Below are 12122 nucleotides of genomic sequence, written 5' to 3'. Positions count from 1 at the left end.
AGAATGCGCCTGTTCGTACGACGCTTGTTTGCCGCGAGCCTAGCGAAGCTCGCGACGCAAAATCTTCCCAACATTTGTTTTTGGTAAACTCTCTCGGAACTCCACAACCTTCGGAACTTTATAACTTGTCAGTCCTGCTCGGCAGTGGCGGATGACTTGTTCCTCTGTCAGGCTTGGATCCTTTTTTACCACGAACAATTTCACGATCTCTCCTGATTTGGCATCAGGAACTCCGACGGCAGCGGCTTCGAAGATTCCAGGATGACTGCAAGCCACTTCTTCAACTTCATTCGGGTAAACATTAAATCCTGAAACTAGAATCATGTCCTTTTTACGGTCGACGATTTTGATAAATCCATCCGGCGTCATCAAGGCCATGTCGCCGGTTTTAAAAAATCCGTCAGCCGTCATGACTTTCGCCGTTTCATCGTCGCGGTTCCAATAACCCTTCATGACCTGGGGTCCTTTCAGGGCTAATTCACCTTCGGCATTGTAGGGAAGGGGATTGCCTTGGTCGTCCAAAATTTTTGCCAGAGTCGAGGAAATAGGAAGACCGATGTAGCCATTATAGTCTTGAAGATCACCTGGGTTGATGCAAGCGGCTGGGGCCGTTTCAGTCAGACCGTAGGCTTCTAATAAAGTTGTACCTGTGACTTCTTTCCAGCGTTTCGCCACAGCCCCTTGAACGGCCATGCCTCCGCCCAACGTCATTTTCAGACGAGAAAAATCAAGCTTTGCAAAATCCGGATTGTTTAATAAAGCATTGAACAGGGTATTAACACCTGTGATTGCAGTGAATTTCCATTTTTTAAGTTCTTTCACAAAGCCTGGAATGTCCTTTGGATTTGTGATCAAAACATTCAGCGCGCCCATTGAACTGTACGTAAAGCAATTCGCCGTCAGAGAGAAAATATGATAAAGGGGGAGAGCGGTGATGATAACCTCACCCTCATTGCGCGAACGAGATTTCACCCACATCCGCGCTTGTAAAAGATTTGCCAGCATATTGCCGTGAGTGAGAACAGCCCCTTTAGAGACTCCTGTTGTTCCGCCCGTGTATTGCAAGAAGGCGACCGAATCCAAAGTTAAGGTTGCTGGAGTGAATGAAAGTCCCTTTTCACGACAAGCGTCAGAGAATCTAACAGCGTGTGGAATTGAAAATGGCTTGACCAGCTTTTTAACTTTGCTGATCAGGAAATTCACAATGGCAGATTTAGGAAATGATAAGAAATCACCGATGGCCGTAGTGAAAACGTATTTAACCTGCGTGCGCTCAAGAATTTCTTGTAAAGTGGCTGCGGCATTATCAAATACGACAATAGCTCTTGCTCCGGAATCCTTGAGCTGATGCTCAAGCTCCCGCGCTGTGTAAAGTGGATTGACGTTCACCACGATAAGTCCCGCACGTAAGCAGGCATAAAGCGCCACTGGGTACTGCAAAATATTTGGTAACATGATGGCGACGCGATCGCCAGGTTTCAAATCTGTTTGATTTTGCAAGTAAGCGGCAAAGCGCGAACTTAAGCGATCCAATCCCGCAAAAGTGAGAGTGCGCCCCAAGTTGTAAAATGCAGGACGAGAGCTGTATTTTTGCAGGCTCTCGTTGAGGAGGTCATTGAGGCTGTTGTAGGGGCCAAAAGAAATCTCAGCAGCGACACCTTTTTCGTAATGAGCAAGCCAGGGTTTTTCCATCTGTGGGCTCCTTCGCTGTTATAGGACAGTTGTTTGGACAGGATTTCGAAAACAAGGGCTTAGGTCAATAAGGATCGCCGTTTATGGGCATAGACCAGGTTCTAGACACGGCCTTAGGCCCTAAAACGATTTTATCCTACTTTTATCGGGCATAAGACTCGCATAAAAAACCTCCGAAATGGCGGGTCATAATATGTGGAAAATTTCTCTAGCTGGAATCTTGGGAATAGGGCTTACTTTTTCAGGTTCGGTTCAAGCCTCTTTGCTCAGTAAGACTCTCACTAAAAGCGTCCAAAACGCGGCAGGAAATATTCCTGATATTGCATCCGGCGGTGGTTATGACCCTCAGCACGCCGAAAAGATCGAGTCCCTAGTTTCCCCAAAAGAAGTGATGTCGTGCCTTGAAAGCACCTGCGGTTCTCCACGTACCAATTGGAATTACACCTCCATCAAAGAAGACCGAGAGAGCTTGAATAACGAACTCAAATGGGTTTTGCCGACAAGTCAGGTCGAGGCGCTCGCAGAGACATTGAGACTTGAAACTAGTGTCACGCGAAACCAAGTTCTCCTTGTGCAAAAACTTCTGCAATCGGGGAAAAAAATTGATATCTCCGAAAACTTTCGTTCGATGATGGTTTTTTTCTTGGCTCTTGCTGATTTCACTGAGGTATCCGGTGGCAACAGCGACTACATCAGTTACGACGGCGAGAATTCCACGCTTAAGGTTGATCAAGAAAAATACGCAGCTATTTTGCAGAAGCTTCCGGCTCAAAAGCGGGAAGTGGTAAAGGCCGTTGTCGATGCTGCCATTATCTCAAGGGTAGATGGGGTTTCATATTTAGATTATTCAAATAAGACGATGACTGCGTACCTCAGAAAAAAGTATCCAGCGAAGTTTACGTATGCCGAAGCTTTAAAACAAGAAGCGACTCAGGCATTGGCAACCTTTCAGATGATACAAAAACGAGTGGGCATCCTAGCCGATTCTTTGTTGTCCGATCGGGAAGTTGAAATTTTACAGCGGGCCGCGACTAGAGGTCTTTCAAATAAAACTGAGGAAAAAAGCTGCCTCGCGCTTTTTGAGAATTTATCTTTGTTTGGAACGATCTTTAAAAGTGAGTTTCAAACTATTGTAAATTCGTACCCCGTTGATTTTGTGACGCTCTTTTCAGATATGGAAAAGAGTAAATTTCTAGAGAAGACTCTCGCTGATGTGGATGGTTTTAACCCCACCTATGAGGCGATGTTTTTGATGGGCAATTGTCGGGAAAAACTGCAAGCAAGCATGCCATTAACAGCGTCTCCTTTGCGCCGTCGTACATTTGATAAGTTGTCAGAGGATGTCCGTCGGGCCAGTCAGATCGTGGCAAAACGAATGGTGAGCCCATCTCAGGCAAGATGGATAGATCAGGAACTTGCCAAAATTAATTTTGTGCATGAAGCGACACGTGAAGAACGTTTGCAAGACGTCCTGAATCGGATTGTAGAAATGCGTGAGAATGCGGAAAAAAGCCTCAAACAAATGAGAGTCGGTTCGGAGGAACTCACGGTCGTCGCTGCCGCCATAAATTATTTGACTGACAAAAAATCAATTCGAACAAAACTGGTTGAAGAATCTGAGCTTAAGAAAACCTGTAATGCGTTGCCCAGCTCGGTGATTTCGGATTCAACACTTCCGCAATCAGGTAATATTTCGGTAAGCTGGTTCAGTGTTAATTATCCGGAAGTGGGCTTGGCGATTCTTGCACACGAATTCGGTCACATCGTTTCGCATAGATTAAGGCTTCTACCAGCGGCTGACTCGACGGCATTTACAAAAACATTGAACTGCGTGGCCAACCGCAATCCTTTTGTTCCAGCGCCGGAGCCAATGAAGGCCGCTGACAACACCGTTTGGTCGGAAGAAGACTTTGCCGATCACTTTTCTGCTGAAGTGATGAACGAGCTTCGTCGCCAAGGCCATTCGATGGCCGCGCAAAGTAAGAATATGGGTTGTTCTCTGATCGGCAACAAAAGCACCGAGTACTTAGCCTCGAATGTACTGACGCCGACGCTCAACGATACGCATTCTTCAGGAGTTTTGCGATTGTTAATGATGGGGCAGGATCTTGGAACTCTAACCCCACAATGTGGAATGATCTTGAATCGAATCCAATCTTCGTTTCAGGCTCCTCGCTGTCAGTAGAACTATTAATGCCTGATAGGCATTAATATCATACAATTTATATATTTTTATTATATGCCGAAAGTCCCTATAAGGTCTCCAACCTCAAACGGTAAAAGGAGATCTTATGAAGCTACACAATGTTTTCTTGTCTCTCGTCACACTGATCAGTACTCAAAGTTTTGCGACCGAAGGGCCCTATCTGGGAGTCGTGAATAAAGCGGATGGAACGGCGTCTTTTATTAATCTTCTCACTCATCAAACGGATTTTGCAGTCAGTGTTGGGTTTTTACCCCACGAGATCACCTTTTCACCAGATGGTCGTTGGGCCTTTGTTTCAAATTACGGGAAAGATCACGTGCGCAGTCAGGCTCCGACAAATCGCCCAGGTCACAATATCGCGATGATTGATATGGAAAAGCGCCAAGTAGCTAAGTATTTGGATTTGGGAGCTGAGGCCTGCGCTCCTCATGGGCTGGAGGCTTCTCCAGATGGAAAACGCCTTTACGTGACTTGTGAAGCTCGGAAAGTTGTCATGGTTATTGATCTTGCCAGTGCAGAAATCACTGAAATTCCTACTATGCAGGAGCAATCCCACATGGTGGTTTTTAATACAGATGAAACGCGCGCGTATACATCGAATTTTGCTTCAGGATCGATCTCAGTTTTGGATCTCACCGGTAAATCGTCCGCACAAGTTATTCCGACAGGTCCGGGAACGGAAGGTATTTCGCTTTCAGGCGACGGCAAGTTTATCTATGCCTCTTCTGTTTTAGGTAATTTCATCGTAAAGATCGATGCTGCGACATTGGAGATTATAGGCAGGGTCGAGACGGGGAAGTCTCCAGTGCGCGTGGTGCCTACACCAGACGGTGAGAAATTGATTGTGAATTGTGCCGCTAGCAATGTCGTTCAAGTTTTTGATGCTGCAACGATGACGCTTATGAGGGAAATTTCGGTAGGTCGTCAACCTATTGGGATTGTAGTCCCGAATAATGATTATGTATTCACAGCGACGATGCTTGAGAACGCCGTGGTGATGATTAACTTAAAGACTTATAAAATTGAGCACAGATTCGCGACTGGAAATAAGCCGGATGGAATTGCTTTCGGAAAGGCTCGATAGCGACAAGGGAGCTGATCTGAATATCTGATATCCGTATTTTAAGCAGCGCGACGACTGAAAAGCTCGCGCTGTAAATCCGAAATCGCCAGCATGATTTGCTCTTCGCTTGAGTGCACCATGTGATGGAACTCAATACCAAGAATCAAGTTCTGGAAATCTTTGGCGCGAATATTTTTGATAACACCTTGAACGATGATGGGGTCGCGACCGCCTAAGCAAATCTCGGCTTCCATGATATCTTCAAGGTGCAAGTTGGCTGCGGATTGATCCACTTCGACAGCACAACCTTGCGTGCTCAGGTCGATCATGCGGCAAGTGACATTGATTGTGTTTTTATTCAAGTGACTGATGTTAAAACGACTTCCGAAATCATGCGGGACTTGATAGCGGAAAGTTCTACGTTTTTGCAGATGGAACAGTGTCATCACCGGCAAAACCAAGTTGCCATCAACGAAGTGTGGGCGCGTTTCAAACAAGTATTTTTCCTGATCAATCCAAAATACAGCGGTGAAAGTTTCATTCTCACCGAAAGTGAATTCAGATTCAGCAGGGGAGATGCAAGTGAGGTAAAAACGACTGTCGACGCTTTTTGCTTTAAGCGGTAAGCTGCGATCGAACTTATCTTTAAGGTACAAGTTTCCTTGGGAAGACAAAAGTGTCGTGAAAAGACGCTGTCTTTCAGATACGGAATTAATACATTTAAAGAGTGTCAGTTCTTCAGCCATAATCTACGCCGCCATTGTTATTTTGTGACCACATTCATGACAGAATTTCGCTCCTGCAGAAAGCTCAACAGAACAAGCTGGGCAAGAAGGGCCAGCGGAAGCTTTTTTCTTCGGCTTTTCTTCTTTTTCGTCCATGTCGACGAAACCCTTTTCATTCCATTTTTCGATCTCTTTGAGCATCTTCCAACTTTGGAAGACTGAGCGGAACTCTTTCACTTCAAATTGCAAGAGAACGCCACCTGTTGCGTTCTTTCTTTTCATAAAGACACCTTTACCCTCAAGACGGGCAAAGTGGTCGTTATTCAGGTTGATGCCGATTTCTTCTTTGCAGTATTCAACAAACTTCGCGAATTCCACGCTTGTCACACCGAAACGGTCGACTTCTTGGTTTTCCGCCAGTTTCAAAATACCACCCAGCATTTGCGAGCAAAGATCATCGACCTTGAGCAAATCTGTACGGCCACCTTTAAAATAGTAGTATTGATAGAATTCAAAGAAGCTCTCCACCAAGCCCAAATCCAAGAAGTGCACCTTTTGGATTTCTTCAGGGCCGTCTGGGTTATCAATGGATTTACCCATTTCATAAAGAGCGAGTTTCAATTTGACAAGGATGTTGATTGCTTGCTCAAGGCGCTTGGGAGATTCCCCCATCACACGTTGAGAGTATTGCTTCATCAAACTCCAATCCACAACCACGCGGCCTGGAGTAGAACGATCACCTTTGTGATTCGCTGTATGGAAAACAGTACCAAAACATTTTGCGACTTGGTCTTCAGGCAATGGAGAAGAATCCTTTTCCATTTTTGAAGAACGAACGTCATTGAAAGCCAAACGCAGACGATCCGCCAAAGACTTAATAAGTACTTTGAGCATCTGTGGAGCGGCTTCGTATTGTTGTTTCAAAGCTTCAACTGGGATCTCTAGAACCTTAGTTTCTGTTGTCGCAACAGCAGAAGTCGGATGCGTCGCTTGTCCCAGGATCACTTGATCGCCCAGAATATGCGAAGCTCCCAATTGAAACAGATCAATCGTCTTTTTACCACGGATGAGGCATTGGTTGGCGCCCCCTGCTTGAATGAGGTACACCGCCGTGATTTTGTCGCCATCCTTGTAGATGACTTCGCCTTTTTTAAAGGTCTTAACAGACATGAGACTGACTCCTTAAATACAATTCACAAATTTTTATCGGCACTTCACTGGACAATCTTGAGACGAAAGGCCCTCTTGCGGGGGAAATGGACTTAAGTTATAGGTAGTGTCATGGACGAATTCTTTGCCGCGGCCCCGCCGGAACATCAAAAACGTGAAAAAGCCAAAGCCCGTGAGCTTCGGTCTAGCCAATGGTGGAGGCAGGAGCTGGGAAAAGGAATCTGCTACCATTGTGGGCAGAAGTTCAAACCGACCGAGCTGACAATGGATCACTTGATCCCCATTGCCCGTGGTGGGAAATCGAATAAGAACAACTGTGTTCCATCCTGCAAGGACTGCAATACCAAAAAGGGACATAAAACCCGGGCTGAAATGGTGTTGGAGGAATTAAAATTATCCTCAAAAGTCTCGGACTCAGGTTCTGATTCAGAGGAATAACGCTGCCTTGTCATTGCTCACATTCAAATTTGCGCGCTGCGATGATCAGCCTTTAGTCTTGCTTTGACCCCATGCGTTCGCGTTAACCTATCAAAGTCATTCATTAAAATTCGTTAACATCTTCTGAAGGACGAACAACCGTGAGCAAAATTACTAAGAGTAGTACAGCGGAATATTTTGCTAAGAACCTCCAACAGGTGGGGTTCTCATCTCCGTTGAAAGCCGTTCTAACGACTCTCAAAGAGGCCGTGGACAATTCATTAGATGCCTGTGAAGAGCATGGCATCTTGCCTGATTTGATGATCGAAGTTTCCAAAGTGGGAGCTGGTTCGACTAAAAATACTGATTTAATTCGCATCGTTGTCGAAGATAACGGTCCTGGTATCGAAGCTGATGACCTTGCAAAAGTTTACGGTGAATATCTTGCTTCATCGAAGTTTGGACGCGGGAAGTGTTCTCGTGGTCAACAAGGTATCGGTATCTCCGCTGCGACAACTTGGGCGCAAATGACCAATGCTCGCGGTGTGAATGTGACTTCTAAGACGAAGAAAATGCGTAAAGCGATTTCTGCGCAAGTCGACGTCGATATCAAATCGAACACGGGTATCGTGAAGAACAAAGAAACATTTGATTGGGATCGTGAACACGGAACGCGCGTTGAGTTCGTTTTGGACGGTCGTATCCAATTAAATGGTGACGGTGGTCTTGTGACTTATATTGAGGGCACGATCCTCGTGAATCCTCACATGACTGTGACTTATAAGTTGATGGAAAACGATTTCGTGACTGTGAACCGCGTGAGCCAAGAAGTTCCGCAAGTTCCAGAGGCGACTTTGCCCCATCCTCACACGTTCAAACTGGGTGAATTCATCACTCATGCGACGTTGTTCGGTAAAACAACTGTTTCTAAGTTCTTGAAAACGGGTTTCTCACGTATCACAGATCAATCAATCTCTGAATTCGTGAAAAAAGGCTTACCTAAAAACTTGCTTGAAAAGCCGCTGACTTCAATCAACGAAGAAGACTTCAAAAAGATCTTCCAAGCTGTGCAAAACACAGATTTGATGCCACCTTCAACTCGCTCTGTTTTGACGGTTGGTGAAGAATCATTGTCGAAATCAATCAACCGTTTGGGTGAAGTTGACTTCTTCTCTGTTGTGACTCGTAAACCGCGTATTTGTGACTTCAAACCAGTGGTTGTCGAAGTGGCTTTGGCGCGTTTCAAAGACCGCAATCAAGACGGCGACTCACAAGTCACTTTGCTTCGTTTTGCGAACCGCGTTCCTTTGCAATTTGATAAATCCGGTTGTGCGATCACGTGGGCGATTGAATCAGTAAACTGGAAGGCTTACGGTTTGTCGCAAGCAAAAGACAGCTTGCCACAAGGTCCGTATATCTTTGCGGTTTCTATCGTGTCTCCGTTCATTAAATTTAAAAATGCTTCGAAAGAAACGATTGATGCGTCAGAAGATCTCGTTGGCGAAATTCGTCTGGCGTTGATCCAAGCAGGTCAAAAGCTTTCTCGTCACATCAAAAAAGAAGTGAAAGAAGCAGATCTTGAAAGAAAATTGGCTCATATCGAGCAATTCGGCCCGATTTTGGTTGAGAGCTTGGCGAACATTGTAAAAGCTCCAGAAGGTCGTAAGAAAAAGGCTGAAGAAGGTTTGAAAAAACTTTTGGGTCGTGACTCTCAAGACGCGATCGCTGACTTGGAAGCTGCAGAATCTAAACTCTTGGAGCAAAAACAACGCGACAAGAAAAAAGGAATCGGCGCTGATGACGAAGACGATGAAGTTCACGTTATTCGCAGCGAAGACTTAGTTGAGGAAGCTTCGGAACCACAAGGAACGAAGAAAATCGCGACTAAAAAAGAAACGACTAAGAAAACGACTGGTAAGAAAAAGTAGGTAAAGAATCATGGCTAAACTTCTCAGCGTTCGTGATTTAAAAATTGATATTCCGAAAGAAGCCCGTCTTCTTGCGGATAAAATGCTTAAAGATCTCGAGAACTCGAAGCGTCCAGTTTTGGAAGCGGTGAAAACATCTCTTGATAACTCATTGTACAACTCCAAAGTGGGTTACCTAACTCCAGGTGATAAGGTTGTTCGCACGGAATTGAACGTGTCTTCTGTTCAGAAGCTCGCACGTGTCGTCTTCATGCTTGAAATCCTTCTTCGCAACTTGGAAATTGGCTCAGTCAATACGAAGCGTGAGTTGTACTATATCTGTAAAGGTCTGATCAAAGGGGACAAACGCTATAAGCCCCTCGATTTCGACGACCAACCAGAATCCGACGCGATCATCGATTTTATCGGTGATATGTTGGAAGTGTACCGCGAGGAATTGAACTGTTTTGCCAATGACCGTGGTGGACAATCATACTCTCAACAATTGATCGTGACAGAGACTTTGCCTGATGGTGATAAGGCCGTGATCGACCTTTCCACTTTGGGTACGTCTCCGTTCCAGCCAAAAAATAAACCGCAATCTTTGAAGTTGAAGGCGAAAAAGAAAATCGACTTCTGCTTGATCGTTGAGTCAGAAGGTACGGCGAATACCCTTGTAACAATGGGATTCACGAAACGTAACAACTGTATCGTGATGGGTGCTCAAGGGGTTCCATCGAATGCGGTACGTGGTTGGTCAAAGTTGATCCAAGAACAATTGGACATTCCAATGTACTTCTTCGGAGACCTCGATGCGTACACATTGCAAAATATCTTCCGTACTTTGAAAGCGGGATCTGCGGCTTCGTTGATCCGTAACGCTGACTTCTCGGCTCCGAACGTAAGATTCTTGGGTGTATTGCCAGAAGACGTGAAGAAGTACGACCTTCCTCACTACAAAGTAAAAGAATCCGATCCAGCTGAAGCGCGCGCTTTGAAAAAAGCAAAGGACGCTTTGGAAAACGATCCGTTCTTCTTGGATAAAAAGAACAAAGACCTCGCAGAAATCCTGCGCTGGTTGATCAAAGAAAAGATTCGTTGCGAGCAACAGTCTTTCTTCTCGGTAGATCCAAAAGATCCAATCAAAACCGAAAAGCTCATCCTAGAAAAAATCAAACGCGGTTCTTACGTATAGAACTCCCAAAAAGCCGGCCCACCGCCGGCTTTTTCGTTTAAAAAAGGCGCCTACCCAAAAAGGTGCCTGGTGACTTTTTGGAAAAAGTCGCCGGCACGATTTGAAATTGTCCGAATTGCGGATTAGTAGATGATTCCCTGGAAGTTTTTGCAGAGATAGACTTTGAATGTGCGTGCGTGTTCGCCGTGGCGGAAAGTTTTCAACTCCTCCGGAGTGCAGGAGTCGAACTTTGCGTATTTCAATGGGTCGGCGTCGTATTTTTCTGTCGTCACAACAATCGCGTCTTGGCCTTCCAGATTTTTCATTTCTTCTGGGTCTTGCATCACTGTGTAGTGACTTCTTGTTGAGTTGAGCATGTAGATTGGTTGCTCGGTTCCCCAAGTTGTTTGTGCTGTTGTTTCATAGCGTAGCGCTGCCAAGAAAGGTTTCTTTCCTGATTCGGCATGAATCTCGCGCTGGCGGCGGTTTACAAAGCGACCTAGTTCTTTCCAACCTGTAAATTCATTCGAGAAATCCCATGTTGTGTTCCACTCCTTGTTCGGTGCAAAGAAGCGGAATGCCTTAGGAACCCAAGGGTACGCAAACGGGGAGTAGCTCAAAATCATGAGTGGAATAAAGAATCCCAAGATTCCCCAGGTGTAGACTTTGCTTTTAGCTTTGACGATTTGGCGGTGGCCCCATACTAAGCCTTGTGACCAAATGTAACCAACACCGATCAACAACAATGTGCACGCAGCTCCACTCCAGTGTGGTTTGTAGTCAGCAAAGAACGGCTGCGGATAAAACACCGCAAGCGAAGGAGCTGTCAGCGCGAAAAGAAAACGCCAACGCGCTTCCGTTCTGCGCAAAAATGAAGTGATAAACGCGAGCACCAACAGCACATACAAGAATGGTGTATAGAACAACAACTGCGCGCCAAAGAAAACCAACCAACGCTGCACGCTGAATGTTTCCCCTGTGTGACGGTCGTGGAATTGATACTTAAATCCCGGCCAATCGTGCATGATGTTCCAAATAAAAATGGGAGAGCACAAAACAGTCGCGATCAAAAAACCAACCCACGGCCACGGACTCAAAAGATCCTTGCGACGATTTGGCGTCATCAACAAATACAAACCAAAACCAGGAGCGAGCAAGGCAATGATGAATTTTGAATTTAGACCCAAGCCCATCAAAATGCCGAGCCAGATCCAAGTTTTTTTCAACGACCATTGTTTGGAGTCTTCACGCACACCTTGCCAGAACACGTAAGCTGCGGCGACAAAGCAAAACATAAATGGTGGTTCCGGAGAAGCCACGTACCCGCCAAAACCCCAAAACGGCGACCACAAAAGAATAAAACCAACAAATAAAGCGGCACCTTGATCAAACAGATCTTTGGCCAACTTGTAGAGCAAAACAATGGTGCCAATAAAACATAAATAGCCCGGCAAACGAACGCCAAGCAAAGTATCGCCGAAAATCGCGGTCGTAATATATTCAAGCCACGCAATCATCGCTGGGTGATCGAAGTAAGAAAGTTGCAAGTCCTTCGCCCAAGACCAGTGGTAAGCTTCATCATCGATCAGGCCAATGTTGAGAGAAAAGAAAGCTCTAAAAATGAGTGTCAAAATAAAAAGGACGAGGATCTTTTGCGAGCTTTGAAGCTTGTTCCAGGAATCACGAATCACGCTGTTACTCCGGCATTGAAAGGTATGCCTTCAGTCCTAATATCTCACAGGCGAAGTGGCAATAATTCAGCTCTTTG

At 45.5% G+C, this 12122-nt stretch carries 9 protein-coding genes; 5 read left to right on the top strand and 4 right to left on the bottom strand.

Annotation, left to right across the window (positions count from 1 at the left end; all coding sequences use genetic code 11):
- Positions 1-39: 39 nt before the first annotated feature.
- Positions 40-1692 (bottom strand): AMP-binding protein, encoded by a 1653-nt coding sequence (locus ACLWOR_RS02345; protein WP_413939060.1) that lies wholly within the window; start codon positions 1690-1692, stop codon positions 40-42.
- Between the two features lie 178 nt (positions 1693-1870).
- On the opposite strand from ACLWOR_RS02345, the gene ACLWOR_RS02340 reads away from it, so the two are divergent.
- On the top strand, positions 1871-3877 hold the full coding sequence (locus ACLWOR_RS02340) for a hypothetical protein (protein ID WP_413939059.1): 2007 nt from the start codon (positions 1871-1873) through the stop codon (positions 3875-3877).
- Between the two features lie 106 nt (positions 3878-3983).
- Complete coding sequence (locus ACLWOR_RS02335) at positions 3984-4982, top strand: beta-propeller fold lactonase family protein (protein WP_413939058.1); 999 nt, start codon at positions 3984-3986, stop codon at positions 4980-4982.
- A gap of 38 nt (positions 4983-5020) precedes the next feature.
- Here the strand turns inward: ACLWOR_RS02335 and ACLWOR_RS02330 are convergent, their stop codons facing one another.
- Positions 5021-5707, bottom strand: a complete 687-nt coding sequence (locus ACLWOR_RS02330) for a PilZ domain-containing protein (protein WP_413939057.1) — start codon at positions 5705-5707, stop codon at positions 5021-5023.
- 3 nt (positions 5708-5710) lie between these two features.
- On the bottom strand, positions 5711-6856 hold the full coding sequence (locus tag ACLWOR_RS02325) for a cyclic nucleotide-binding domain-containing protein (protein WP_413939056.1): 1146 nt from the start codon (positions 6854-6856) through the stop codon (positions 5711-5713).
- Between the two features lie 111 nt (positions 6857-6967).
- Between ACLWOR_RS02325 and ACLWOR_RS02320 the strand changes: the two genes are divergently transcribed.
- From ACLWOR_RS02320 to ACLWOR_RS02310, 3 genes are all read left to right on the top strand, one after another.
- Entirely contained in the window at positions 6968-7294 is a 327-nt protein-coding gene (locus ACLWOR_RS02320) for an HNH endonuclease (RefSeq protein ID WP_413939055.1), read from the top strand.
- Positions 7295-7434: 140 nt separating this feature from the next.
- On the top strand, positions 7435-9201 hold the full coding sequence (locus ACLWOR_RS02315) for a DNA topoisomerase VI subunit B (protein ID WP_413939054.1): 1767 nt from the start codon (positions 7435-7437) through the stop codon (positions 9199-9201).
- Between the two features lie 10 nt (positions 9202-9211).
- Positions 9212-10375: a DNA topoisomerase VI gene (locus ACLWOR_RS02310; RefSeq protein ID WP_413939053.1), complete on the top strand. Its 1164-nt coding sequence runs from the start codon at positions 9212-9214 to the stop codon at positions 10373-10375.
- Positions 10376-10497: 122 nt separating this feature from the next.
- Here the strand turns inward: ACLWOR_RS02310 and ACLWOR_RS02305 are convergent, their stop codons facing one another.
- Positions 10498-12045, bottom strand: coding sequence for an ArnT family glycosyltransferase (locus ACLWOR_RS02305; protein WP_413939052.1), 1548 nt, complete (start codon positions 12043-12045; stop codon positions 10498-10500).
- Positions 12046-12122 lie beyond the last annotated feature (77 nt).

Origin of the sequence: Bdellovibrio sp. HCB2-146, assembly GCF_047345725.1 — a bacterium.
GTDB lineage: Bacteria > Bdellovibrionota > Bdellovibrionia > Bdellovibrionales > Bdellovibrionaceae > Bdellovibrio.
Note: the sequence above shows the minus strand (reverse complement) of the source record. Positions and strands in the feature narration are given on the sequence as shown.

Bases quoted from the DNA above. Each gene is read 5' to 3' on its own strand.
- ACLWOR_RS02345 (WP_413939060.1), bottom strand. From the start codon at position 1,692: ATGGAAAAACCCTGGCTTGCTCATTACGAAAAAGGTGTCGCTGCTGAG.
- ACLWOR_RS02340 (WP_413939059.1), top strand. From the start codon at position 1,871: ATGGCGGGTCATAATATGTGGAAAATTTCTCTAGCTGGAATCTTGGGA.
- ACLWOR_RS02335 (WP_413939058.1), top strand. From the start codon at position 3,984: ATGAAGCTACACAATGTTTTCTTGTCTCTCGTCACACTGATCAGTACT.
- ACLWOR_RS02330 (WP_413939057.1), bottom strand. From the start codon at position 5,707: ATGGCTGAAGAACTGACACTCTTTAAATGTATTAATTCCGTATCTGAA.
- ACLWOR_RS02325 (WP_413939056.1), bottom strand. From the start codon at position 6,856: ATGTCTGTTAAGACCTTTAAAAAAGGCGAAGTCATCTACAAGGATGGC.
- ACLWOR_RS02320 (WP_413939055.1), top strand. From the start codon at position 6,968: ATGGACGAATTCTTTGCCGCGGCCCCGCCGGAACATCAAAAACGTGAA.
- ACLWOR_RS02310 (WP_413939053.1), top strand. From the start codon at position 9,212: ATGGCTAAACTTCTCAGCGTTCGTGATTTAAAAATTGATATTCCGAAA.